Origin of the sequence: Actinomadura sediminis (assembly GCF_042675525.1) — a bacterium.
Lineage (GTDB): Bacteria > Actinomycetota > Actinomycetes > Streptosporangiales > Streptosporangiaceae > Spirillospora > Spirillospora sediminis.
In genome coordinates, this window is the sequence record NZ_JBHTJA010000004.1 from 78,025 (window position 1) to 101,827 (window position 23,803).

Below are 23,803 nucleotides of genomic sequence, written 5' to 3' on the forward strand. Positions count from 1 at the left end.
CCCGCGAGGGGCCTACCGGAGGAGCACGATCATGCGGCAGATCATCCACTTCGTCCACGTTTCGCTGGACGGCTACATCGAGGGCCCGAACGGCGAGTTCGACTGGCCCGCCATGGGACCGGAGCTGTCGGCCTACTCCTTCGACCTGATGGAGCGGGCCGACACTTTCCTCTACGGCCGTCCGGTCTGGGAGATGATGGCCGGCTACTGGCCGAACGTCGAGTCCATCTCCGACGACCCCCACGACCTCAAGTTCGCCCCCGTCTGGCGACGCACCCCCAAGGTGGTGTTCTCGCGCACGCTGCGGGAGCCCGGCCACGGTGCGCGGGTCGTCAACGGCGCGAACCCGGCCGAGCAGGTCGCCGCGCTGAAGGCCGAGCCGGGCAAGGACCTGCTGTTGATGGGCGGCGCGTCCCTGGCCGCCGAACTCACCGCCCACGGCCTGATCGACGAGTACCAGGTCGTCGTGCATCCGGTCGTTCTCGGTGGCGGCAAGGCCCTGTTCCCCGAGCCCGAGCGGCGCCTCGATCTGCGGCTCGTCGAGTCGCGGACCTTCGACGCTCGGACCGTTCTGCTGCACCACCGCCCCGCCTCCCATTGACGCCCGCCCCGGCTCTCCGGGTCGTCGTGTCGTTCGGGCGGGTCGGGGCGGCCGGGCGGTGCCGGGGTCAGGTGGTTTCGAGGGAGTGCCGGGGGAAGGCGACGCCGGTCAGTTCTTCGGAGACCTTCCACAGGCGGCGCGCCACCTCGGTGTCCCGCGCTCTCGCCGAGCGGCCGACGAGCGTGGGGGCGCCGCGTCCCTGTAGGAAGCCGTCCGGGCCCGCGTAGCCGTTGCCCGGCATCTCCGCCACGGTCGCGTACAGGGTGGGCAGTGCGCCGTCGTCGTCGCTCTGGGCGACGACCCTGGTCACCGCCCTCTCCACGAAGGTGCGCACGCGGCGGCGGGGGTCGGTTCGCAGCAGGTTCGTGGCCGCCGTGCCGGGGTGCGCGGCGGTCGCGAGCACCGGCGAGCCGACCTCGGTGAGCCGACGCTGGAGTTCCGCGGTGAACAGCAGGTTGGCGAGCTTCGACTGGGCGTACGCGGCCATCGCCCGGTACCGCCTGCGCTCCCAGTTCAGGTCGTCGAAGTCGATCGAGCCGACCCTGTGACCGACGGACGACACGGTGACGACCCGGGCCCGGATCCGTGGCAGGAGCAGGTTCGTGAGCGCGAAGTGCCCCAGGTGGTTGGTGCCGAACTGCAGCTCGAAGCCGTCGGCCGTACGGGAGAACGGAGGGACCATCACCCCCGCGTTGTTGATCAGCACGTCGACGGGTTCGGCGAGGCCGGCGGCGAACTCGCGCACCGAGGAGAGGTCGGCGAGGTCGAGCCGCCGGACCTCGGTGCGCCCGGTCATCCCGGCGGCGGCCTCCCGTCCCTTGGCGAGGCCGCGTACGGCGAGGACGACGCGTGCGTCCCGGGCGGCGAGGACGCGGGCGGCGGCGCGGCCGATCCCGCTGTTCGCGCCGGTGACGACGACCGTGCGGCCCGTCATGGACGGCACGTCCGAGGCAGAGAATGTTGTCATGGACTACAAAGTAGGCGGTGACTACTAAGTAGTCAAGGAAAACATTGCTTTGCTAGGGTGGCCTCCATGCCAGGCGTGACCGAAGATCGGCCCTACCACCACGGGAACCTCCGCGCCGCGCTGCTCGACGCCGCCGGGCGCAGCCTGCGGGAGCGTGGCGCGGATCGGCTGTCGCTGCGCGACCTGGCCAGGGAGGTCGGCGTCAGTCACGCCGCGCCGCGCCGCCATTTCCCGGACCGGCAGGCACTGCTCGACGCGCTCGCCGAGGACGGGTTCGCCGATCTGGACGCGGCGCTGCGCACCGCGCTCGCCGACGCGGACGAGGATTACCCCTCCCGCGTACGGGCCGCCATGACGGCGTACGTCCGCTTCGCCACCGAGAACGCCGCGCTGCTGGAGCTGATGTACGCCGGCAAGCACCGGCCGGGGGCGACGCGGATCGCCGAGGCGGCCCGGGCGCCGTTCGAGCTGCTGTCCGGGCTGATCGATCAGGGGCAGGAGGAGGGGGCGCTCCAGGCGGGCGACCCGGAGCGGATCGGGATCGTCCTGTTGGCGACCCTCCAGGGCCTCGCCTCGCTCATCAACGGCGGCCTCGTCAGGCCGGAACTGCTGGACGGGCTCGTGGAGACCACGGTCGAACAGTTCGTGCGCGGCGCCCGTCCGTCGATCTGAGAACGCGTCGGGTCGGTACCCGCCCATCGGTCCGCGGACCGCGGACGCCGCCTTCAGGCGTCATGACGCGGCACTCGCCGATGGCTCGCCGGGACTCGCGATCGCCGCGTGGTAGTGGCGGATCCGCCAAGTGTCGTCCTCCAGTTGAAGGTCCAGCGACAGCCGCACGCGAGTGCCGCCGGTGGGGGCGCTGAACGCGACGTCCGCGAAGGCCGCGACCGCGCCGCCGGGCGACCGCGCGGCACGCAGGACCCGCGCGTCGGCCGTCGTCCCTTCGGGGACGCGCTCGTAGTAGCCGCGGATCTCGCCCGGGCCGGCGAGCGGGCCGGGACCGATGCCCTGGAAGAGCGCGTCGGCGGTGAACATCGCCGCGAGATCGGCGGCACGGCGCTCGTTGAACGCCTCCGTCCATGCCGTCAGGAGTCCGGTGACGATGTCGTGCGCGCTCCGTTCGGTGTGCAGGACCTCGCGTTCGGGACGTTCGTGCAGCCGCCAGTAGTGCTCGGCGATGTCGTCGGGATCGAACGCCGTGCCGGGCGCGACGGGGCCGTCCACGGTGACGGTCGCGGCGTGCACGCCCGACGGCCCGTACCGCTGGTCGAGCAGCGCGACCAGCGTCCGGACGGCGGCCTTGCCCAGGGACAGGGTCGCGTACGACGGCTTCGGCGCGGGCATCCCGCCGGTGATGATGAACGTGCCGCCGCCCCGTTCCGCCATCCGCGGCATCAGATGGGCGGCCGCGACGGCCGCTCCCGCCACGTTGACCGCGTACGTCGCGAGAAGCTCGCGGGCGGGCAGTTCGTCCAGGGCGTCGGCGCGGACGACGGCCGCGTTGTAGACGGCGACGTCCGGGACCCCCATCTCCGCGATCGTCCGGTCGAGGGCACCGCGCAGCGCCTCCTCGTCCGAACTGTCGGCCCTCGCGGTGAACACCGGCACCCCGTCGACCGCGGCCGCGACCGCCTCCAGCGTCGCATCGGTACGCGCGACGAGCGCGATCGGTTGGCCCGCGCGGGCGAACCTGCGGGCGACCGCCCGGCCGATACCCGGCCCCGCCCCGATGATGACCACTCCGGACATGTCCCATCCTTTCGCCGGTCAGTGAGAATGGGACGGTAAGGCGTCACATCGATGTGAAGGTCAAGCTCGGGAGGGCCGGTGCGGATCGGGGACCTCGCCGCCGCGACCGGAGTCAGCCGCCGGCTGCTGCGCTACTACGAGGAGCAGGGGCTGCTGCGGCCGCGGCGCCTGCCCAACGGCTACCGCGAGTACTCCGCGCTCGACGTCACCGCGGTACGGCACATCCGCCGGCTGCTCGCCGCCGGGCTGCCCACCGCGGTCATCGTCCGGTTCCTGCACTGCGTCCGGGACGATATGCCGGTCGCGTCCTGTCCCGAGATGGTCACCGACCTGCGGCGCGAACGCGAGCGGATCGCCGGGGAGATCACCCGCCTGGAGACCTCCCGGCACCTCCTCGACGCGCTACTCGACGACGCCGACTGAAACCGGCCCGAGCGCGCGCGGCGCCGCCCACGGGGTCTCGACGGCGCGCTCTCGGCGGTGTTCCCGTGCCCGGCCGGAGAGGCGGTGACACGGGCCCTGATGCTGCGAGTCGGCCGCCCCGGCACCACGTCTCAACCGCGTCGCCACACGGGACGGACGAGCAGGCCACGGTCACATGCCCGGGGACCGCTCGGGCCGGTCTCCTCCGTGGGGTCGGGCGCTTCGCATCGCCGATGCCCGTATCTTCTCTGCGAGTCCGGCATGAATGGATCCTTTGGTGAAAAGTATCGCGAAGTTCCTCGACCGCCAGCTAGCAGAGGATGCCAAGTACGGCGGGCAGATGAATCTGGACGAGTGTCCTTCGCTGCCTCCGGCAATCGATCGGTATCTGCGTTCCCGCGCATGCCGCTCGGCTGCTTGGTGTCGTGTCAACAAGGAAGTCCGGAGCCACTGCTCACAACGCCCCATGTTCTTCCGGCTGCTGGCGTACATGTACGCCGGGATGCCCGGCTACCGGCCCGGCTGGCAGCCGGTCTTGACGGAAGGCGATGTCCCCTCTGATCCGGTCGCCGACCTCTTGCTGGAGCGGTGGCGCGGTGAGGAACGCCTGGCACGTGAGGCCGCAGCGGAAGTCGGCCTGGATTTCTCGTGGCGGGAGATGGAGCGCCAGGACGGGCAGGGCCTCGTTCTTGACGGTGCCGGCCGTCCCCTGTGGGCGGTCGCCGTCTACCCGGAGGACGGCTTCACGGTGTCTCGCCACGGTCCGGGTCGTGTTCTGCGCGAGCTTGCGGCCCGCCGGGCGCTGCTGGCGAGTCTGGACGTGTCGGACGAGCCCGGTCGGCGACTCCTCCGGCTTCTCGCCGAGCCGTACGCGGAAGAGACGGATCGGGCTGCCCCCGGCTGACGCGCTCCCGCCCTGACCGCGCCGCCGCTCGGCCCGGCGCCACCTGTGCGCCGTTCGCCGGCACCTGCCCGATCGGGGGCCGTGCGGAAATCCGGGCGCGGGTCGCGGCGACGTCCGGTTGAGCCCGCCGTCGGCACGGGACATCAGCGTGTCCGGGAGAACCCGGTCCACCCTTGATCGGCAAGGCCGGGCCGCCTTCGCCTACGTCTCCCTCCAAGCGGACGCCGAAGTCGTCGACGACGTGGCGGAGCGGGTGGCCCGGTGGGAGGTCGGCCTGAAGAGCTTCTTCCCGGACGGCCCGGCCGGGAACGACTTCGTGCTGATCCGGCTCACTCCGCACACGGTCGAACTCCTGGACTTCTCCCGCAGGATCCACCCCGACCCCTACGGACTGGTCCCCGCCGCAGCCGAGCACCGTGACGGGTCGTGGACGACCACCCGGTGACCTGCGAACTTCGCCCGTCCCGGGAGGGACGCCGCCTCAGCCGACCGGGAAGGTGCGCACCCAGCGGCGCTGCCACGGGGTCTCGACGGCGCGCTTGTGGTGGTGCTCGCGCGCCCAGCCGACGGCGTCCGCCGGGTCGGTTCCGGCCAGGACGGCCAGGCAGGCGATGACCGTTCCGGTGCGGCCGACGCCGCCCCCGCAGGCGACCTCCACCGCTTCGCCCGCTCTCGCCCGTTCATGCAGGTTCCGAATCTCCCGGACGGCCGTGTCCCGGTCGCGGGGGAGCCGGAAGTCGGGCCATTCGATCCACGTGTGCGGCCACCGCAGCTCCTCCTCGTGCCGCCGGCGGAGTTTCGCGGTGCCGAGGTAGAGCCCGAAGGCGGGTTCGGGGCCCGACGGGGAGGGATTGCGCAGGCCCCGGCCCCGCACCCGGGAACCGTCCGGAAGACGGATCGCGCCCACGAGCGGCCGGCCCGTGCCGGTGCCCTTGCCGTCCTGCTCGTTCGTCGTTTCGTCCATCAGGAACCTCCCTGGCCAATGCGCGAGACGGTGGCGACGCGGTCTCTGTGAGGCGTCCTGAACATGGCCCCCAAATTACGAGCAGGAGGGTGGCGGCCGCCATGGGGTGGACCGCACAGCGTGCTGTGGTCGACCGCAGTACCGATACTGCGGCCGACCACCGCGAGCCGCTACGGGCTGAGCCGGGCCCAGATCCATTTCCCTCCCGTGGGGTCTTTCGTGACGCCGCACGCGTGCGAGAGGGCCTGGACGAGCGGCAGCCCGCGCCCGCCCGGGTCGTCGAACGCGCCGTCCAGCGCGTCGAGATCGTCTAGGGTGACCTCCGGCAGCGGCCGCGCCTGCGGAATCTCCGGGCTCGCGTCCCACACCGCGATGACGATCCCGCCCGCGTCCCGGCTCACCTGAAGCCGGATCTCCTCGTGCGGCGTCTGCCGCGCCGCGTTGGTGACCAGTTCCGAGACGATGAGAAGCGCATCGTCCGAAATGTGATGACAATTCCACTTGTTTAGCCGTGCGCCCGCAAGCGTGCGCGCGAGCCCCACGGCCGTCGGCGTCCCCAGCAGCGGGATGATCAGATCCCCGGTTGCAGTGATCGACATTGCGTCCCCTCGCCTCGTTTTTCGATTTCCTGTGGCAAGGGTCACCGAGGTGTCCTACGTTTGGCGTGTTGATGTAAACAAACATAAACAGGAGCGGTCGTGCCGATCGTCCGTGAGCCCCTTGACCCCAAGACGTCTCAGTGGCACTTCCTGGCCTTCTACCTGCGCTTTCTTCGTGAGCAGGCGGGCCTGTCGCTCACCCAGTGTGGTCGGATCCTCAATGTCGCGAGGTCGACTGTTTCTAACATGGAGGCCGGAAGGCTGCGTCCGCACGAAGGGCATCTGGCGAAGCTTGATGAGAGGTATGGCACTGGTGAGCTATTGCGGGTAATGCTGTGGTATGCCCGGATGGCACACGATCCGGACTGGTTTGGCCAATTCTCTGCATACGAGCAGGAAGCCAGGTCGATCAAGACCTACCATGGGCTGGCCGTCCCGCATCCCCTGCAAACGGAGGAATACACGCGTTCGCTCGTGTCGGCGGGCTCTCCGAAGGGCATCGAAGACGAGTTGCGGGAACGGGCCGAGCGGAAGGCCGCCATCCTCGATCGGGGAGACCCGCCCGACCTATGGGTGCTGCTGGGTGAAGGCGTGCTGGCGCAAGAGGTCGGCGGAGTCGCGGTGATGGCGGGTCAGCTTCGCTACTTGCTGGAGTTGGCGGACGAGCATCGCGTGATCCTGCGCATCGTGCCCTTCTCGGCGGGCGGGACTCTGGGGGTTGATGGTTCGCTCCAAATAATCCGGCTTGAAGCCCGTGATGTCGCCTATGTGGGCGCTCAGTGCGGCGGACGCTTGATCGAATCGCCTCCCGAGGTGAGGGAGGTAGCGGATATATTTGACCGGATCGGCGCAAATGCCCTGCCGGAGAGCGATTCCCGACAGATGATCAAGCGGTACTTGGAGAGATACACATGATCGTCCAGTGGCGTAAGAGTTCCTACAGCGGTGGTGTGAACGACAAGGCCTGCGTTGAGCTGGGGTGCCTCTCAGACGGCGTCGGGGTGCGGGACTCTGAGGATCCCGGGGCCGGGCACATCACCGTGACGCGGGAGGCGTTGGCTGCGATCTTCGCCGAGATCAAGCACGAGGGCGGGGTTTCGGAATGACCGTCCAGTGGCGGAAGAGCTCTTACAGCGGCTCGGCGAACGACGACGTGTGCGTTGAGCTGGGCCGACTTGCGGACGGCGTCGGGGTGCGGGACTCGAAGGACCCGGACGCCGGGCATCTGGTGCTCACCGTGGCCGAGTTCGCGAGGCTCGTGGACCGGTTCAAGCGGCTCCCTGCGCGCTGACGGCGACGTCCGTCCGGCCGGTTCCGGCCCGTGGGCTGGGAGACTCGGCGGATGGAGTTCTTCTGCTACCACCGGGATCGGCCCGGGTCCCTGGGGCTTCGTCAGGCGTTGCTGGAGGAGCACTGGTCCTACATGGACCGGTTCGACCGGCAACTGATCGCGCGCGGGCCGACGTTCGGGGAGGGCGGCGGACTCTCCGGCAGTGTGCACATCGTGGACCTGCCGGATCCGGCGGCCGTCCGGGCGTTCGCGTTCGACGAGCCCTGCTACCAGGCCGGGGCGTACCGGGACGTTCTGGTGCGCAGGTGGCGTAACGCGCTGGGGCGCACGATGTGGGACTTCCCCGGCGGCCGGACCGGGGACGACCGGTACCTGGTGCTCGGCCTCGGCTCTGGTGCGGCCGCCGACCTCGGCGTGCCGGACGGGTGGAAGGACGACCTGGTCGCGTACGGGCCGCTGCTGTCGGACGACGGCGCCGCCTGGCTGGGGACGGCGGCGCTGGTCCGGGCGCCGGGGCGGGACGCGGCGCGGGCCGTCCTGACGGCGGACCGGTACGCCGACGTCGAGGTCCACGGGTGGGAGTTCGGCGGACGGCGGTGAACGACCGGCGTGAGGTCCGTGCGTGACGACGGCGGCGGCCGGTCCGGGGCGGCGCGCCGACCCGGACCGGGCGGGGATCAGCGGAACGCGTCGGCGTGCTCGGCGGCCCAGGCGGCGAAGTCGCGCGGCTCCCTGCCGGTGATCTCCTTGACGGCGTCGGTCACCTCGCCCACGACGGGCGGGACCGTCGCCCACATGTGGAGCATGAACTCGATGCCTTCCTCGGGCCAGCCCTCGGCGCGCCACTGCTCCCGGGCCTGGTCGTCGGTGAGGTTCTCGAAGCGGACGCGGAGGCCGGTCGCCGCGGCGATCGCCTCGACCTTGGCGGCTGGGGTCAGGGCCTCGGGCCCGGTCACGCGGTAGGTCTTCGCGGCGTGACCGCCGTGGACGAGCAGGGTCGCGAACACCGACGCGACATCGGCTTCGTGTGCCGAGGCGGTGAGCCGCCCGCCGTACGGCTCCCGCACCGCGCGGTGGTCGCGGATGGAATCGGCCCACCCGAGGGCGTTCCCCATGTAGTCGATCGGCCGGATCTCGGTCCACTCCAGACCGGACGCCCGCACGGCCCGTTCCAGGGGCCCGTCCTGCCCGGCGGCCAGGAGCGTGACCCGGCGGACGCCGGCGTCGACGGCGAGCTTCGCGATCTCCGGCCCGGTCTCCAGCGAGGTGTGGTCGTCTCCCGCCGAGGTGAGCAGGTGCGCGGCCGTGACTCCCGCGAAGGCGGCGCCCAGGGTCTCCGGCCGGGTGAGGTCGCCCGCGACGACGTCCACGCCGCGAGGCAGGGCGGCGGCGCCGGGTGCGCGGGTCAGGGCGCGGACCCGGTGGCCGTCCCCGAGGAGCCGATCGACGATGCGGCTCCCCACCCTGCCGGTCGCGCCGGTCACCAGATACGTCACTTGCGCCTCCCTCGTTCCGTTCTCCCAAGATAACAGAACGGAACGATCTGTTCCAGTGGTTCGATGTCCGGTCGCCGTGTCCGGTCGCCGTGGCGCAGGCCGAGGTGGAGCGGGGGCGGCGAGGTGTCCGGGAGGCGCGGGCCGGGTAGGCCCTCTCCGCCGTGCGTCCGGGGGCCCGCCGGCACCGCGGTGCGCTCGGTTCCCGGGCGTTTGGAGGAATCCCACAAACCTCGCGGCGCAGCATGCGTCGTCGGCGACATGGAACTACCGGCCGAATGACGAGAGGCTGACGCCGCCGGTGTGTCACGCGTCTACAGGAGGGTTCGGTCAGGTGTTCAGTCGTGTCGCCATCGTCAACCGTGGAGAGGCCGCGATGCGGCTCATCCACGCCGTGCGGGACATCGCCGCGGAGACCGGGACACGGATCGAGACCGTCGCCCTGTACACGGACGTCGATCGTGCCGCCGGTTTCGTCCGCGAAGCGGACCGGGCGTACGACCTCGGGCCCGCGTCGGCGCGCCCGTACCTCGATCTGGACGTGCTGGAGCGCGCGCTGGTGGAGTCCGGCGCCGACGCCGCGTGGGTCGGCTGGGGGTTCGTCGCCGAGGACCCGGCGTTCGCGGAGCTGTGCGAGCGGATCGGGGTGACGTTCGTCGGGCCGAGCGCGGACGCGATGCGCCGGCTCGGCGACAAGATCGGCGCGAAGCTGATCGCCGAGGAGGTCGGGGTGCCGGTGGCGCCCTGGAGCCGGGGCCCGGTCGAGAGCCTGGACGCGGCGGTGGCGGCGGCCTCGGAGATCGGCTACCCGCTGATGCTGAAGGCGACGGCGGGCGGCGGCGGCCGCGGCATTCGGATGATCGCCGACGAGGCGGAGCTGGTGGACGCCTACGAGCGCACCGGCCAGGAGGCCGCGCGGGCGTTCGGCAGCGGCGTCGTGTTCCTGGAGCGGCTGGTCACCGGCGCGCGGCACGTCGAGGTGCAGGTCATCGCGGACGGCGAGACGGCGTGGGCGCTCGGCGTGCGGGACTGCTCGGTGCAGCGCCGCAACCAGAAGATCATCGAGGAGTCGGCGTCGCCGGTGCTGCGGCCCGAGCAGGCGGCCGAGCTGAAGGCGTCCGCCGAGCGGCTCGCGGTCGCGGTCGGGTACCGGGGGGCGGCGACCGTCGAGTTCCTGTACCACCCGGGCGACGAGATGTTCGCGTTCCTGGAGGTCAACACCCGCCTGCAGGTCGAGCACCCGATCACCGAGGCGACCACCGGGTTCGACCTGGTGAAGGCGCAGCTGCACGTCGCGTCGGGCGGACGGCTGGAGGGCGGGCCGCCGGTGGAGCGGGGGCACGCGATCGAGGCGCGGCTGAACGCCGAGGACCCGGACCGCGACTTCGCGCCGTCCCCCGGGCGCATCGCGCGGCTGGAGCTGCCCGCGGGGCCGGGCGTGCGGGTGGACACCGGCGTCGCCGAGGGCGACACCATCCCCGCCGACTTCGACTCGATGATCGCGAAGATCATCGCCTACGGCCGGGACCGGGACGAGGCGCTGGGCCGGCTGCGCCGGGCGATGGCGCGCACCACGGTGATCATCGAGGGGGGCGCGACGAACAAGGGCTTCGTCCTCGATCTGCTGCACCGGCCCGAGGTGATCGACGGCAGCGCGGACACCGGCTGGATCGACCGGGTGCGGGAGGCGGGCGGGCTCGTCTCGCACCGGCACTCGGGCGTCGCGCTCGTCGCCGCCGCCATCGAGGTGTACGAGGAGGAGGAGCGCGCGGAACGGGCGCGGCTGCTGTCGACGGCGTCGGGCGGGCGCCCGCAGGTGCGGCACGAGAGCGGCCGGCCGCTGGACCTGAAGCTGCGCGGCGCCGGGTACCGGCTGCGGGTGGCGCGGGTCGGCGCGCACCGGTTCCGCGTCGGTGTCGAGGCGGGCGACGGCGTCCGCGCCGCCGACGTCGAACTGGACCGGTTCGACCGCCACACGGGCCGCATCACGGTCAACGGCACCCGGTACCGCCTGGTCACCGGGACGCACGGGCCCGTTCACCTGGTCGAGGTGGACGGCGTGCCGCACCGGGTCAGCCGGGACGAGGGCGGCGTCGTCCGCTCGCCCGCGCCCGCGCTGGTCGTCGCCACGCCGCTGGAGGCCGGCGCCGAGGTCGAGGCGGGCGCGCCGGTCCTCGTGCTGGAGAGCATGAAGATGGAGACGGTGCTGCGGGCGCCGTTCAAGGCGCGGCTGAAGGAATGCGTCGTGTCGGTGGGCAGCCAGGTGGAGGCCGGCGCGCCGCTGCTGAGGCTGGAGCAGCTCGCGGACGACGCGGAGGCCGCGGAGGCCGCGGTCGGCGGGGCCGTCGAGCTGGAGCTGCCCGCCGCGCCCGCGACGATCCCGGCGCGGGAGCGCGCGGCGCGCGGCCTGGAGGACCTGCGCAGCCTCCTGCTGGGCTTCGACGTCGACCCGCACGACGAGCGGCGCGTGCTCGAGGACTACCTCGCCGCGCGCGCCGCGGCCGCCGAGGGCGGGCACCGTCCGCTGGCGGCGGAGCTGGCGCTCGTCGAGGTGTTCGCCGACCTCGCCGAGCTGGGCCGCGACCGCCCGGCGGGCGGCGACGAGGGGCACGTGCGCAGCCCCCGCGAGCACTTCCACGCCTACCTGCAGAGCCTCGACGTCGAGCGGGCCGGGCTGCCGGACGCGTTCCGGGAGCGGCTCGGCAAGGCCCTCGCGCACTACGGCGTCGCCGACCTGGAGCGCTCGGCGGAACTGGAGTCCGCGGTGTTCCGCGTCTTCCTCGCGCAGCAGCGGGCGTCCGCCGACGCGACGGTCGTCGCGACGCTGCTGCGCGCGTGGCTGCAGGAGCCGCCGCCGGACGAGCGGATGCGCGAGACCGTCGGGCTCGCGCTGGAGCGGCTGGTCGCGGCGACGCAGGTCCGCTTCCCCGCGGTGTACGACCTCGCGTGCGGCGTGGTGTTCGCCTGGTTCGCGCAGCCGCTGCTGCGCCGCAACCGCGCCCGCGTGTACGCCGACGTCCGCCGCCACCTGCGGCACCTGGACGCGAACCCCGACGCGCCGGACCGCGCGGAGCGGATCGCCGAGATGGTGCGCAGCACCGAGCCGCTGGTGCGGCTGCTCGGGCGGCGGCTCGACCGCGGCGACGTGGACAACACGGTCATGCTGGAGGTGCTGACCCGCCGGTACTACGGGAACAAGGGGCTCATCGGCGTCCGCACCCGCGAGGCCGCGGGCTGCACGTTCGTGGTCGCCGAGCGGGCGGGCTCCCGCCTGGTGTCGGCGGCGGTCCGCTTCGAGTCGCTGGGCGGCGCCCTGCGCGGCCTCGCGGAGCTGGCGGGGGACGAGGACGTCGACGCCGACATCTACCTCGCCTGGGAGGGGCAGCCGGACGACTTCGACGCGATGGCGGCCGCGCTGCACGAGGTCATCGGCGCGCACCCGCTGCCGGACCGGGTCCGCCGCATCACCGCCACCGTCGCGGGCAGCCGCGGCGCGGTGATGCACCACCACTTCACGTTCCGCCCGTCCGCCGACGGCATGGCGGAGGAGCGGCTGATCCGCGGGCTGCACCCGTACATCGCGCAGCGGATGCAGCTGGAGCGGCTGAGCGAGTTCGACCTGACCCGGCTGCCGTCGTCGGACGAGGAGGTCTACCTCTTCCAGGCGGTCGCGCGGGAGAACCCGTCCGACGATCGCCTCGTCGCGTTCGCGCAGGTGCGGGACCTGACGGAGCTGCGCGATTACGACGGCCGGCTGGTCACCCTGCCGATGGCCGAGTACACGATCGCGAGCTGCCTCGACTCGATCCGCCGCGCGCGGGAGCGGCGGCCGTCGAAGAAGCGCTTCGGCACCAACCGGATCGTCGTCTACGTGTGGCCGCCGATCGGCCTCACCCGGGCGGAACTGGAGACGATCATCGGGCGGGTGCTGCCGACGGCCGCGGGCGCCGGGCTGGAGGAGATCCTGCTCATCGGGCGGCGGCGCGACGGGGAGACCGGCGAGCTGAGCAAGATGGCCGTGCGCATCGCGTTCGACGCCGCCGGGGGCGTCCAGGTGACGGTCGGGGAGCCGTCCGACGAGCCGGTCGAGCCGGTCGGCGGCTACCGGCAGAAGGTGCTGCGCGCCAGCGCCCGCAACACGGTGTACCCGTACGAGCTGACGCGCCTGCTCGGCGACTTCGTCGAGCACGACCTCGACGACGCGAACGCGCTGGTGCCCGTCGACCGGCCCGCCGGGCGCAACACGGCGGCGATGGTCGCGGGCGTCGTCCGCACGCCCACGCCGCTGTACCCGGAGGGCGTCACGCGGGTCGTGCTGCTCGGCGACCCGACGAAGTCGCTCGGCGCGCTGTCGGAACCGGAATGCCGCCGCGTGATCGCCGCGCTGGACCTGGCCGAGCGGATGCGGGTGCCGCTGGAGTGGTACGCGCTGTCGTCCGGCGCCCGGATCTCCATGGACTCGGGCACGGAGAACATGGACTGGGTGGCGGCGGCGCTCAAGCGGATCGTCGAGTTCACCCAGGACGGCGGCGAGATCAACATCGTCGTCGCGGGCATCAACGTCGGCGCGCAGCCGTACTGGAACGCCGAGGCGACGATGCTCATGCACACCAAGGGCGTCCTCGTGATGACGCCCGACTCGGCGATGGTGCTCACCGGCAAGCAGGCGCTCGACTTCTCCGGCGGCGTGTCGGCCGAGGACAACTTCGGCATCGGCGGCCACGACCGGGTGATGGGCCCGAACGGGCAGGCGCAGTACTGGGCGCCCGACCTGGCGTCCGCGCGGGACGTCCTGATGGCGCACTACGCGCACACGTACGTCGCGCCGGGCGAGGACGGGCCGCGGCGGGCGGAGACGACCGACCCCGCCGACCGCGACGTCTCCGACTTCCCGCACGCCGTCGAGGGCAGCGACTTCACGACCGTCGGCGAGATCTTCTCCACCGACGCGAACCCGGACCGCAAGAAGCCGTTCGACATCCGGACCGTGATGCGCGCCCTGTCCGACCAGGACCACCCGGTGCTGGAACGCTGGGCGGGCATGGCCGACGCGGAGACCGCGGCGGTGCAGGACGCGCACCTCGGCGGCATGCCGGTGTGCCTGCTCGGCATCGAGTCGCGGTCGGTGCCGCGGCGCGGGTTCCCGCCCGCCGACGGCCCGGACGCCTACACGGCGGGCACGCTGTTCCCCCTGTCGTCGAAGAAGGCGGCGCGGGCGATCAACGCGGCGAGCGGCAACCGGCCGCTGGTGGTGCTGGCGAACCTGTCGGGCTTCGACGGGTCCCCGGAGTCGCTGCGGAAGCTGCAACTGGAGTACGGGGCGGAGATCGGCCGCGCCATCGTGAACTTCCGCGGCCCCATCGTGTTCTGCGTGATCTCGCGGTACCACGGCGGCGCGTTCGTGGTGTTCTCGAAGGCGCTGAACCCGAACATGACGGTGTTCGCGCTGGAGGGCTCGTTCGCCTCGGTGCTGGGCGGGGCGCCCGCCGCCGCGGTGGTGTTCTCCGGCGACGTGGACGCCCGCACCGCGGCCGACCCGCGGGTGCGGGACCTGGAGGGTCGCGCGGCGTCCGCCGCCGGTCCGGAGCGCGCCGCGCTGCTCGCGGAACTGAGCGAGCTGCGGGCGTCGGTCCGGGCGGAGAAGCTGGGCGAGGTCGCCGCCGAGTTCGACCGCGTGCACGACATCCGGCGCGCGGTCGAGGTCGGCTCGGTCGACGCGGTCATCAGCGCGGCGGAGATGCGCCCGCGGATCATCGAGGCCCTGGAGGCCCGCCGGCCGCGGTGACCGGTCCCCGGGCGGCGGACGGGGCGAGCGCGTCCCGTCCGCCGCCCGCGCCCGTCGTGGGAGAAAAGGACCTCCGTAACGTGCCTGCCGGGTCGTCCCTATCCGGCGTTCATCGGGCGTTCGGCGATGCGCGGGAGACTCCCGGGGCGATGTCCCCTCGGGTGTTCAGGAGTCCTCCCCCATGCACGCAAACCCATCGACGGCCGGGGCCCGGCTGAGACGGTCCGCGCTGGCGGCCGTCGCCGGCCTTGCCCTGCTGCTCGCTCTCCCAGGGGCGGCGGCGGCCGCCGGGCCGGACCGCGCGGCGGTTCCGGTGCAGCTCGTCTCCATCACCGACCTGCACGGATACTTCGGGGACTACAGCACGACGGTGCCCGGCGCACGCGCCGGGGAGCCCGCGCAGCGGGTCGGCGGCGGCGCCTACCTCACCACCCACATCAAGCGGCTGCGGGAGGGGAGGCGGAACTCGATCCTCTTCTCCGCCGGGGACGACTTCACCGGCTGGCCCAAGGAGACCGGCTGGTTCTGGAACGAGCCGACGATCGAGTACCTGAACTCCCTCGGGCTCGACTTCTCCACCGTCGGCAACCACGAGATGGACCGGGGCCTCGGGTTCCTGCGCCACATGGTCGACGGCACCTGCGAGGGGCGTCCGGACGACGACCTGTGCTTCACCGACTCCACCGGCCGCCGGTTCCGGGGCGCGGACTACGGCTACTTCTCCGGCAACCTCGTGCACGACCGCAGCGGCAGGCCCGCGCTGCCGCCCTACCACGTGGAGTACGTGGACGACGGGCGCGGCGGGCGGCTGCCGGTCGGGTTCGTGTTCGCCACGTCGAAGCTGACCCCGCAGGAGCAGATGTCGTACAACCCGAAGGGGGTCGAGTACATCGACGAGGCCGACACCGTCAACAAGTACGCGAAGGTGCTGCGCGGGAAGGGCGTGCGGGCGATCGTGGCGGTCGTCCACGAGGGGTTCTCGCAGCGGAACGGCGCGGGGTACGACGAGTGCGTCGACCCGTCGGGCCCGATGGTGGAGTACAACGCCCGGATCACCCCGGACGTCGACGCGATCGTCACCGGGCACTGGCACGCACTCGTCAACTGCATGCTGCCCGACCCGGCGGGGAACCCGCGCCCGGTGGTGGAGGCGGCGAATCACGGCCGGCTGATCAACGAGATCGACCTGCGGCTCGACCCGCGGACCGGTGAGGTGCTGCGCGACCGGACGACCTCGGTCAACCACGCCAACACCCAGGACGTCCCGCCCGACCCGAGGACGCTGGAGATCGCCGACTACTGGCGGAAGAAGGCCGTGGAGCGGGGCGGCACGCCGGTGGCGACGGTCACCGGCGACCTGACGCGGGAACCGGGGGAGGGCGGCGAGTCGAGCCTCTACAACCTGACCGCCGACGCCTTCCACTGGGCCGCGAACCGGGACGGGCGCGCCGACCTCGCGGTCGCGATGCCGGGCATCCTGCGCCGCGACGTCCGGTACGCGCCGGACCCCGCCGACCCCGCCGACGCGCCCGGGCGGGTGCTGTTCTCCGAGGTGGCGCTGGGGACGGTGTACGACGGCGGCATCGGGGTCGGGCTCGTCCGGGGCGACGTCACCGGCCGGCAGCTCGACGCGCTGCTGGAGAGCCAGTGGCAGCGCACCGCCGACGGGACGGTGACGTACCGGCCGATGGCCGTCTCCGGCAACGTCCGGTACGCCTTCGACCCGTCGAAGCCGGTGGGCGAGCGGATCGACCTGCGGGACGTCCGGATCGGAAAGCGGCCCGTCAGGGCGCACGCGACCTACCGGATCGCGACCCTGGCGAACAACTTCTTCGCCAAGAACGCCACGCCCGGGTTCACCGCGCTGTTCGACGCGAAGCGGCAGGACCGCAGCCTCTACAACGGCGGCGACGCGCTCTGGCGCTACCTGGAGCGTAACTCGCCCGCGAGCCCGCCCGAGCCGGGACGGTCGACGCCGAAGAACTGACGCCCCGCTCCGCGAACCGTGACGTCCCGTCGCCCGCGATCACGCGGGGGACGGGACGTCCGCGCCGGCGACGAGGCCGGGCAGGCGGGCGTCGCGGAGGGCGGCCAGGACCCTCGACTCGGCGGCGGCGGCGACGGCGCGGCGTGCGAGCGGGTCGACCGCGGCGGCGAAGCGGCGGGCGGCGGCGTCGCCGGGCCAGGGCACCTCGTGGCGGGCCAGGTCGGGCCAGGCGGCGCGGGGCATCCGGGTGCCGTCGCCGACGGCCGCCGCGTGCGCGACGACGCCGTCGCTCGCCAGGGTCGCGAGGAGCCACGCCCGGTGCGCGTCCGCCGCGGGACGGACGACGAGGATGTCGGTGGACGCGACGCCGTCCACGAACGCGAGGCCGACCTTGTGGAAGTACGGGCGGAGCTTGCCGAACAGGACGTCGCCGGCGGCGAAGCGCGCCTTGCCGCTGCGGACGCCGGCGGCGTCCGTCCACGTGGTGAGCCACATGTGGCGGCGCGGGACGTGCTCGAGCGCGATGTACGGTTCCCCGCGCGCGATGCGGGACGCCGGGACGAGGTCGCGGACGAGCGTCCCGAGCGCGTCGACGCGGACGGACGCGCGCGCCGCGGCCGCCGCCTCGTCGTACGCCGCGCGGACGAGCCCGTCGGCGAGCGCGGCGAGCCGGCCGTTCACCGCGATCTTGTCGTCGAGGGCGCCCAGGACGTCCGCGGCGGCGTCCTGCTCGGCCCGTGAGACGCGCGGCACCGGCAGGCCGGTCAGGATGCGCTGCGTGAGCAGCGGCTGGCCGGAGCCGAGCCGGTACCGGTTCAGGTCGAGGGCCTTGAGCAGGTAGTGGACGTAGCGGGGGTTCACGCCGTCCTTGGGCGTGACGATGATCGCGTTGTCGGTGACCCAGCAGCGGTCCGGGCTGTAGTGGACGGCGCCGCAGTACGTTCCGACGCGCCCGACGACGACCGTGCCGGCCTCCGCGTTGAACCGGCCGGACGTCCCGATGACGCCGTTCGACCCGTACGTGCGGTACGCGGTCCCGGGGGCGGGCCGCGCCTTCCCGTTCGCCAGGTCGACGAGGTCGCCGAGGGGGACGACGTCAGCCATCCGGGTCCCGCGATCCGTCCAGCCGGGCGCGGACGACCGCGTCGAGGCGGGCCGACTCGTCCAGGCAGGCGAGGAGTTCCTTGGTGAGCCGCTCGATGCGGTCGGCGGCGGGTTCGGCGGCCTCGGCGGCGGGCGTCCCGACGTAGCGGCCGGGCGCGAGGACGTGCCCGTGCTCGCGGATCTCCCGCAGGGACGCCGAGCGCGCGAAGCCCGGTTCGTCCACGGGGGAGCCCGCGCGCCAGGCGCGGTGCGCGGCCGCGATCCGGTCGACGTCGGCGGGCGTCAGGACGCGTTCCGTGCGGTCCACGAGGGCGCCCATGCCGCGCGCGTCGACGAAGAGCACGTGTCCCGCGCGGGCGCCCTTGTCGCGGGTCAGGAACCACAGGCACGCGGGGATCTGCGTGGTGCGGAACAGCTGGGACGGGAGCGCGACCATGCAGGACACGAGGTCGGCCTCCACGAGCGCCGCCCGGATCTCGCCCTCGCCCTTCTGCGCGGACGACATCGAGCCGTTCGCCATCACGACGCCCGCGGACCCGGTGGGCGCGAGCTTGGCGAGGATGTGCTGGATCCACGCGAAGTTCGCGTTCCCGGCGGGCGGGACGCCGAACCGCCAGCGGGGGTCGTCCTCCCGGCGGTACCAGTCGGACATGTTGAACGGCGGGTTCGCGAGCACGAAGTCCGCGCGCAGCCCGGGGTGGGCGTCGGTGTGGAACGTGTCGGCGCGGCGGAGGTCGCCGGTGATGCCGTGGACGGCGAGGTTCATCCTGGCCAGCCGCCAGGTCCGCTCGTTGGCCTCCTGCCCGAACACGGCGATGTCGTCGCGGCGGCCCCGGTGGCTCAGCACGAACTTCTCCGCCTGGACGAACATGCCGCCGGAGCCGCAGCACGGGTCGTACACGCGTCCCCGGTACGGCTCCAGGATCTCCACGAGCAGCCTCACCACGCTGGACGGCGTGTAGAACTCGCCGCCGCGCTTGCCCTCGGCGCGCGCGAACCGTTCGAGGAAGTACTCGTAGATCTCGCCGAGGACGTCGCCGGGCCCCTCGGAGCGTGCCGTGCCGGAGCGTGCCGTGCCGGAGCGTGCCGTGCCGGAGCGGGGCGCGTCGAACCGGGCGGTGTCGATGAGGGCGACGAGTTCGGCGAGGCGGCGCCCGTCCACGGTGGTGAAGATCTTCGGGAGCGCCCCGGCGAGGACGGGGTTCGCCGCCATCAGCGCCTCCGCGGCGGCGTCCAGCGCCCGGCCGTCCCCGGAGGCGGCGAGCCGTTCCCAGCGGGCCGGCTCGGGGACGTCGAACGCGCCGGAGCCGGAGGCGAACTTGAGGAACACCAGCCCCAGCACGAAGTCCTTGTACTGGGCGGCGTCCATGGAGCCGCGGAGCTTGTCCGCGGACCTCCACAGGATGTCCTTCAGAACCGTCCTCCGTCAGAACGTCGTGCGCCGCAGCGTCAGCCTGACCTCGCCGGTCCGGCGGTCGGTCTCCTCGGCCGCGACGTCGAAGCCGCGGCTCTCCGCGAACGCCATCGCGGTGAGCCGCCCGTACCGCTGCGACACCTTGCCGAGCCATCCCGCATCGTACTTGCGCCGGTCGTAGCCGCTGATGATCGCTTCGAACGTGCCGTCGGGCGTCCGGTGGAAACCGAGGTCGTTGCTGGCCGCGCCGATGTACCGCCGCCGCACGACCACCTCCGCCTTCTCCGGACGCTCGTCGCCCTGGTAGCCGTAGAGGTGCGTGGGGGAGGAGTGCGACTCGACGTGGTCGAACCCCAGGTCGTTGAGGGCGGCGACGAGCCGGTCCTGGTCGGTGATCGCGGTGCGGAGCTTCGTGTAGTGCGACATGGCGTCCTCCCTAAGGACGGCTCAGGACAGCCGGACGACGGGTTGGCGGTCGAGTACGAGGGTGTTGCGCAGGATGTCGTAGGCGGAGACGGTCAGGCGCTTCTGCGCGTCCACGCGGAAGTCGAGCCGGAACCGGTCGACGCCCGCCTCCGCGGGCGGGTCGGCCTCCAGGAACGTGGGGCTGTCCTCGTTCAGCCACAGCCGCGAGCGCTCCTGGAGCCGCTGGGCGGTGACGGCCACGGTGCGGGCGCCGCCGTTCGCGTCGAACATGATCTCCAGGTCGGAGCTCGCCTCCCGGTGGCTGGCGTGCGCCAGCTCGTAGACCGCGATGCCGAGCTGCCGCTGCCCGTTCCGGATCGCCTTGATCGTCAGCTTCTTCACCGGTTCGGGCGTCGGGTACTCGGTGCCCGCCTCCACCAGCGTCTCGAACTCGTACGCGCCGGTGTCCCGGTTGACGTGCCGGATCGCGTAGTCGTGCTGGATGTGGTCGCTCAGCTCGTACCCGCCCGCGATCCCGGCCGCGCCCGCCGCGACGGCCTCCAGGGGACGGTCGAGGTGCAGCGAGTCCGGCGGGAACTGCAGGGACAGGACGTCCTGCACGGCCGGGATCAGGCTCGTCCCGCCGACCAGGAACACCTTCGAGATCTCGTCGGCCGGGAACCCCTTCGCGGCGGCGCCGTCGAGGGTCTTGCGCAGCGCCCGGTTCACCCGCCCGAGGACGTCCTTGCGTTTCAGCAGCCCGTCGAACTCCGCCCGGGTGACCTCCATGCCGAACCGCCCGGCCTCGACCTTCGCCGCGTCCCGCGTGGTCAGCGCGACCTTCGCCCGCTCCGCCGAGCGCAGCAGCGCACGGAAGACCCGGTTGTACTCCTCGGCGTCGCCGAACGGGACGCCGGTCCGCTCGGCGACGTGCTCGGCGAGGAGCGCGTCGATGTGGTCGCCGCCGAGGTCGAGGCCCGCCTTGGCGATCGTCCGGACGGACGCGCCCGCGGTCGCGTTCGACGGGTTCAGCACCTTCACCACGGACGTGTCGAGGGTCCCGGCGCCGAAGTCGAACACCAGGAACACGTCCCCGGGGTTCAGCCGCGCGCTGTACCCGACCGCCGCGGCCGTCGCCTCGTCCACCACGCGCAGCCGCGCCGCGCCGCCCGCCTCCTCGCCGACCTCCCGGACGAGCCAGTCCCGGTAGGTGTCGAACGACTCGACGGGCGCGGTCGCGACGATCTCCAGGTCGCCGGAGTCGACGGCGAGGGTCGCGGCCGCCATCACGTCCGACAGGAAGCGGGTCGCCGCCTGCCGCGCGGTGACCGTCCGGTCGCCGCCGAGCCGCCGCGGGATGTCCACCGCCCGCCCGGTCACCGCGCTCTTCGTCGACTGGAACGCCGCGTTCTCCGGGTCGTCCGCGATCTCCGGCGTCACCTGCGCGCCGATCCATCGCCGGTCGCCGCCGCCGGAGAACGCGATCCGGGACGGCACGACCCGCTGGTCGACGCCCCGCGTCCCCTCCCGCCGCAGGTCGAGACCGGGCAGCGGGATCGGCTCCCCGCGGTCCAGGTCGTGGTCCCAGCCCGCGACGACGGTGTTGGCGGTGCCGAAGTCGATGCCGATACGGGTCGTCATCGTCCCCCTCCCACAGGTCTCCTCCGCATTCTTCCGTGATCTCCTCTCCCGCGCCGCCCCTTACGCCGTTGACTCACAGGCTGATGTCGTGCTCGCCGCCGGTCAGTTCGACGGCCTCGCCCAGCGCGACGTCGAACCGGAAACGGTGGGCCAGGGACGCGTCGAGGAGTTCGAGGACGGCCCGGTCCCGCCCGGCGACCGCGGGGTCCGCCAGCGCCGCGCCCACGGCGCCGAGGTCGCGCGGGACGAGGTCGGCGATGGGGCGCGGGACGAGCCCGGGCACCTCGCGCAGCCGCAGGTCGTACAGGTCGACGCGGCCGTCGCCGTACCCGGCCGCGAGGAACTCGCCGCCGGGCGACACGGTCAGCCCGGTCGGCCGCTCGCCGGACGGCGTCCGGTGGACGTCGACGGCGTCGAGCGTCGCACCGGTCAGGAAGTGCAGGTCGCCGGTCCGGTCGGCGATGACGAGCTCGCCGGAGCGGGGCAGGACGCCGAGGCCCGCGCAGCCGCGGATCTGCGCGTTCCGGGGGGAGACGCGCCGCCCGTCCGCCACCCGCAGCAGGACCGTCCAGCCCCGCGTGTCGGCGCACGCGACCGTGTCGGCGTCGGCGAACCCGACCTCGCCGACCGTCCGTCCCGGGTGGGCGCCGACGGAATGGCCGGTCGCCGGGTCGATCAGGTGCACCGAGCGGCCGAGCAGCGCGAGCCGCCCCGACCCGCGGTGCGCGATGATCCGCCGCGGCCACTGCCGCCGCCCCAGCCCGAACTCGGTGATCGGCCGGACCCGCACCGGGCCGTCGGCGTCGCCGAGCAGCAGGTCCCCGTCGCGGGTGCCGCCCGCGAACGTCCCGTCGCCGGTCAGCGCGAGGGAGGTGATGGAGCCGAGGGAGGTGTGCAGGGTCCGGTCGGCCCCGGCGGCGCAGCGCACCACGCGGCACGGCCCCGCCCCGTGACGGCCCCGCTCACCGGCGAGGACGACGCCGTTCCCCACGTGCAGGACGGTCCCGACCGGGGAGTCGAACCAGTCGTACCGCTCGACGAGGCGGGCGGTGCGCAGGTCGAACACGCCCGCGACGCCCGCCCGTCCCGCGACGGCGAGGAACGGGCCGTCGGGGGAGAACGAGATGTCGTCGACGCTGTGCCGGAACCGCAGCCGGGCCCGCCGGGCGGCCGTCCACACCGTGTCGCCGCCCTCGTCCAGGCCGGACGCGACGGCCGTCAGATCGGCCGCGCGGAACAGGGCGAAGAGTCGGCGTTCGTCGTCGCCGCCGGGCGTCCAGTCCTCGAACAGCCGGAACAGCGCGGCGCCCGTCGCGATCGGCACGTCCTTCACCAGCGACCACAGGTCGCCCCAGGCGCGGCGGTGCGCGAGCTGCTCGGCGAGGTAGCGGGTCTCGTCGGCGGACAGGTCGCGGACGCGGCCGCGCCGGTCCTCGCCGACGATGACGCGGACGAGGTCGAGTTCGCCCTCCGCGAGCATCGCCGTCCGCAGCCGCGCCCGCTCGTCGTCCGGGCGCGACAGGTACGCGAGCGACAGCAGGCTCCCGTCCGGATCGAGCGCCCGGTACTGCCGCGGCTGCCCGGTGAGCAGGAAGAACGCGGCCCGCGCCACCGGGTCCGCGGGCGCGAACCGGTGCTCGGCGCAGAACGCCGCGAGCGCGGGGTCCGCCACGGCGCGCCCGCACAGCTCCTCGACGAGCGGACGGTCGTGCACCGCGCGGAACCGGGCGGCGGCGATGTCCCGCAGCGGGTGGTCCCGCAGGGCGAGCGCGTCCAGAAGCGCCTCCCGGTAGGGCGTCCGCCGCAGGATCACCGCGTCCGTCTCCAGCGCGACGACGCTCGACGGGGCGAGCCACGGGTCCTCGGCCGGGCGCCGCCACCGCAGCAGCGCGGCGCCCGCCTCGTCGTCCGGGTCGCGCAGCCACGCCCGCCACAGGGCGTCCAGCACCGGGCCGGGCGGCGGCGCACCGTTCGCGAGGAGGGCACCGCGCAGCGGTGTCCCCGGCCCGGTGTCGGCCGCCCACAGGGCGTGCAGCATCGGCCCGGCCGCGCCCCGGCAGAACGCGGCGGCGTGCGCCCGCACGTCCGGGTCGGGGTCGGCGAGCAGCTCCGCCGCCCGCCCGGCGTCCGCCTCCCGCCACGCGCCGCCGAGCCGGTCGTGGAGCGCGAGCGTCACGCGGCGGGCGGCCCGCAGGCCGCCGGCGGCCGCCGTCTCCAGGACGGCCGCGCGCAGCGCGGGGTCGCGCGTCCGGACCCACCACGCCGCGACCCGCTCCCGCGCGCGGTCGCACAGCCGGTGCCCGGGCGTCCGCGCGATCCGGACGACGGCCTCGCGCGCGCCCGCCGCGCCGTCCCCGGCGTCCGCGAACAGCCGTTTCGCCGCGCGGGCGCCCCAGGGGCCGCGCCGCCCGCTCGCGATCACCCGCCTGTCCTCGTCCGTCCGCCGCGTCACCGTCTCCTCGCTCCTCTCACG

General features: G+C 73.3%; 21 protein-coding genes. 11 read left to right on the forward strand and 10 right to left on the reverse strand.

Annotation, left to right across the window (positions count from 1 at the left end; genetic code table 11):
- Positions 1-31: 31 nt before the first annotated feature.
- Positions 32-601, forward strand: coding sequence for a dihydrofolate reductase family protein (locus ACFQ11_RS04215; RefSeq protein WP_378296443.1), 570 nt, complete (start codon positions 32-34; stop codon positions 599-601).
- Between the two features lie 67 nt (positions 602-668).
- Here ACFQ11_RS04215 and ACFQ11_RS04220 read toward each other — a convergent pair whose 3' ends face one another.
- Entirely contained in the window at positions 669-1,568 is a 900-nt protein-coding gene (locus ACFQ11_RS04220; RefSeq protein WP_378296444.1) for an oxidoreductase, read from the reverse strand.
- A gap of 66 nt (positions 1,569-1,634) precedes the next feature.
- On the opposite strand from ACFQ11_RS04220, the gene ACFQ11_RS04225 reads away from it, so the two are divergent.
- Positions 1,635-2,240, forward strand: coding sequence for a TetR/AcrR family transcriptional regulator (locus ACFQ11_RS04225; protein ID WP_378296445.1), 606 nt, complete (start codon positions 1,635-1,637; stop codon positions 2,238-2,240).
- 60 nt (positions 2,241-2,300) lie between these two features.
- On the opposite strand, the gene ACFQ11_RS04230 is transcribed toward ACFQ11_RS04225, so the two are convergent.
- The gene (locus ACFQ11_RS04230; RefSeq protein WP_378296446.1) at positions 2,301-3,320 is read right to left on the reverse strand and encodes an SDR family NAD(P)-dependent oxidoreductase; all 1,020 of its coding nucleotides are present in this window, start codon (positions 3,318-3,320) and stop codon (positions 2,301-2,303) included.
- 78 nt (positions 3,321-3,398) lie between these two features.
- Here ACFQ11_RS04230 and ACFQ11_RS04235 point away from each other — a divergent pair, with 78 nt between their 5' ends.
- The 3 genes from ACFQ11_RS04235 (at position 3,399) to ACFQ11_RS04245 (ending at position 5,092) form a co-directional block, all read left to right on the forward strand.
- A complete protein-coding gene (locus ACFQ11_RS04235; RefSeq protein ID WP_378296447.1) occupies positions 3,399-3,743 on the forward strand; it encodes a MerR family transcriptional regulator in 345 nt (114 codons plus the stop codon).
- 277 nt (positions 3,744-4,020) lie between these two features.
- Positions 4,021-4,647 carry a DUF6221 family protein gene (locus ACFQ11_RS04240; RefSeq protein ID WP_378296449.1) on the forward strand — a complete coding sequence of 209 codons (627 nt, stop codon included), beginning with the start codon at positions 4,021-4,023 and terminating at the stop codon, positions 4,645-4,647.
- 148 nt (positions 4,648-4,795) lie between these two features.
- Entirely contained in the window at positions 4,796-5,092 is a 297-nt protein-coding gene (locus ACFQ11_RS04245) for a pyridoxamine 5'-phosphate oxidase family protein (protein WP_378296450.1), read from the forward strand.
- Positions 5,093-5,128: 36 nt separating this feature from the next.
- Here the strand turns inward: ACFQ11_RS04245 and ACFQ11_RS04250 are convergent, their stop codons facing one another.
- Positions 5,129-5,611 carry a protein-tyrosine phosphatase family protein gene (locus ACFQ11_RS04250; protein WP_378296451.1) on the reverse strand — a complete coding sequence of 161 codons (483 nt, stop codon included), beginning with the start codon at positions 5,609-5,611 and terminating at the stop codon, positions 5,129-5,131.
- 170 nt (positions 5,612-5,781) lie between these two features.
- A complete protein-coding gene (locus ACFQ11_RS04255; protein ID WP_378296452.1) occupies positions 5,782-6,210 on the reverse strand; it encodes an ATP-binding protein in 429 nt (142 codons plus the stop codon).
- Between the two features lie 99 nt (positions 6,211-6,309).
- Here ACFQ11_RS04255 and ACFQ11_RS04260 point away from each other — a divergent pair, with 99 nt between their 5' ends.
- The 4 genes from ACFQ11_RS04260 to ACFQ11_RS04275 are packed head-to-tail and all read left to right on the forward strand — an operon-like array spanning position 6,310 to position 8,101.
- Positions 6,310-7,125 carry a Scr1 family TA system antitoxin-like transcriptional regulator gene (locus ACFQ11_RS04260; protein WP_378296453.1) on the forward strand — a complete coding sequence of 272 codons (816 nt, stop codon included), beginning with the start codon at positions 6,310-6,312 and terminating at the stop codon, positions 7,123-7,125.
- The gene (locus ACFQ11_RS04265; protein WP_378296455.1) at positions 7,122-7,316 is read left to right on the forward strand and encodes a DUF397 domain-containing protein; all 195 of its coding nucleotides are present in this window, start codon (positions 7,122-7,124) and stop codon (positions 7,314-7,316) included. Before ACFQ11_RS04260 ends, ACFQ11_RS04265 begins: the two co-directional genes overlap by 4 nt.
- Entirely contained in the window at positions 7,313-7,501 is a 189-nt protein-coding gene (locus ACFQ11_RS04270; protein ID WP_378296456.1) for a DUF397 domain-containing protein, read from the forward strand. The genes ACFQ11_RS04265 and ACFQ11_RS04270 overlap by 4 nt, the downstream gene beginning before the upstream one ends.
- 30 nt (positions 7,502-7,531) lie before the next feature.
- Positions 7,532-8,101 (forward strand): YciI family protein, encoded by a 570-nt coding sequence (locus tag ACFQ11_RS04275; protein ID WP_378296458.1) that lies wholly within the window; start codon positions 7,532-7,534, stop codon positions 8,099-8,101.
- A 77-nt stretch (positions 8,102-8,178) separates the two neighbouring features.
- On the opposite strand, the gene ACFQ11_RS04280 is transcribed toward ACFQ11_RS04275, so the two are convergent.
- Complete coding sequence (locus tag ACFQ11_RS04280; protein WP_378296459.1) at positions 8,179-8,997, reverse strand: NAD(P)H-binding protein; 819 nt, start codon at positions 8,995-8,997, stop codon at positions 8,179-8,181.
- Positions 8,998-9,328: 331 nt separating this feature from the next.
- Between ACFQ11_RS04280 and ACFQ11_RS04285 the strand changes: the two genes are divergently transcribed.
- Both ACFQ11_RS04285 and ACFQ11_RS04290 read left to right on the forward strand, forming a co-directional pair.
- Entirely contained in the window at positions 9,329-14,779 is a 5,451-nt protein-coding gene (locus tag ACFQ11_RS04285) for an ATP-binding protein (protein WP_378296460.1), read from the forward strand.
- A 181-nt stretch (positions 14,780-14,960) separates the two neighbouring features.
- Complete coding sequence (locus tag ACFQ11_RS04290; RefSeq protein WP_378296461.1) at positions 14,961-16,766, forward strand: bifunctional metallophosphatase/5'-nucleotidase; 1,806 nt, start codon at positions 14,961-14,963, stop codon at positions 16,764-16,766.
- A 39-nt stretch (positions 16,767-16,805) separates the two neighbouring features.
- Here the strand turns inward: ACFQ11_RS04290 and ACFQ11_RS04295 are convergent, their stop codons facing one another.
- From ACFQ11_RS04295 to ACFQ11_RS04315, 5 genes are all read right to left on the reverse strand, one after another.
- On the reverse strand, positions 16,806-17,870 hold the full coding sequence (locus ACFQ11_RS04295; RefSeq protein ID WP_378296462.1) for a restriction endonuclease subunit S: 1,065 nt from the start codon (positions 17,868-17,870) through the stop codon (positions 16,806-16,808).
- A complete protein-coding gene (locus tag ACFQ11_RS04300; protein WP_378296523.1) occupies positions 17,863-19,284 on the reverse strand; it encodes a type I restriction-modification system subunit M in 1,422 nt (473 codons plus the stop codon). The genes ACFQ11_RS04295 and ACFQ11_RS04300 overlap by 8 nt, the downstream gene beginning before the upstream one ends.
- 12 nt (positions 19,285-19,296) lie before the next feature.
- Positions 19,297-19,710, reverse strand: coding sequence for a DUF1257 domain-containing protein (locus tag ACFQ11_RS04305; protein ID WP_378296463.1), 414 nt, complete (start codon positions 19,708-19,710; stop codon positions 19,297-19,299).
- 21 nt (positions 19,711-19,731) lie between these two features.
- Entirely contained in the window at positions 19,732-21,330 is a 1,599-nt protein-coding gene (locus tag ACFQ11_RS04310; protein ID WP_378296464.1) for an Hsp70 family protein, read from the reverse strand.
- A gap of 73 nt (positions 21,331-21,403) precedes the next feature.
- The gene (locus ACFQ11_RS04315) at positions 21,404-23,782 is read right to left on the reverse strand and encodes a hypothetical protein (protein ID WP_378296465.1); all 2,379 of its coding nucleotides are present in this window, start codon (positions 23,780-23,782) and stop codon (positions 21,404-21,406) included.
- Between the last annotated feature and the right edge of the window lie 21 nt (positions 23,783-23,803).

Coding starts and splice junctions, on each gene's coding strand:
- ACFQ11_RS04290 (WP_378296461.1), top strand. CDS start 14,961: ATGCACGCAAACCCATCGACGGCCGGGGCCCGGCTGAGACGGTCCGCG.
- ACFQ11_RS04255 (WP_378296452.1), bottom strand. CDS start 6,210: ATGTCGATCACTGCAACCGGGGATCTGATCATCCCGCTGCTGGGGACG.
- ACFQ11_RS04225 (WP_378296445.1), top strand. CDS start 1,635: ATGCCAGGCGTGACCGAAGATCGGCCCTACCACCACGGGAACCTCCGC.
- ACFQ11_RS04250 (WP_378296451.1), bottom strand. CDS start 5,611: ATGGACGAAACGACGAACGAGCAGGACGGCAAGGGCACCGGCACGGGC.
- ACFQ11_RS04265 (WP_378296455.1), top strand. CDS start 7,122: ATGATCGTCCAGTGGCGTAAGAGTTCCTACAGCGGTGGTGTGAACGAC.
- ACFQ11_RS04220 (WP_378296444.1), bottom strand. CDS start 1,568: ATGACAACATTCTCTGCCTCGGACGTGCCGTCCATGACGGGCCGCACG.
- ACFQ11_RS04305 (WP_378296463.1), bottom strand. CDS start 19,710: ATGTCGCACTACACGAAGCTCCGCACCGCGATCACCGACCAGGACCGG.
- ACFQ11_RS04270 (WP_378296456.1), top strand. CDS start 7,313: ATGACCGTCCAGTGGCGGAAGAGCTCTTACAGCGGCTCGGCGAACGAC.
- ACFQ11_RS04295 (WP_378296462.1), bottom strand. CDS start 17,870: ATGGCTGACGTCGTCCCCCTCGGCGACCTCGTCGACCTGGCGAACGGG.
- ACFQ11_RS04230 (WP_378296446.1), bottom strand. CDS start 3,320: ATGTCCGGAGTGGTCATCATCGGGGCGGGGCCGGGTATCGGCCGGGCG.
- ACFQ11_RS04310 (WP_378296464.1), bottom strand. CDS start 21,330: ATGACGACCCGTATCGGCATCGACTTCGGCACCGCCAACACCGTCGTC.
- ACFQ11_RS04215 (WP_378296443.1), top strand. CDS start 32: ATGCGGCAGATCATCCACTTCGTCCACGTTTCGCTGGACGGCTACATC.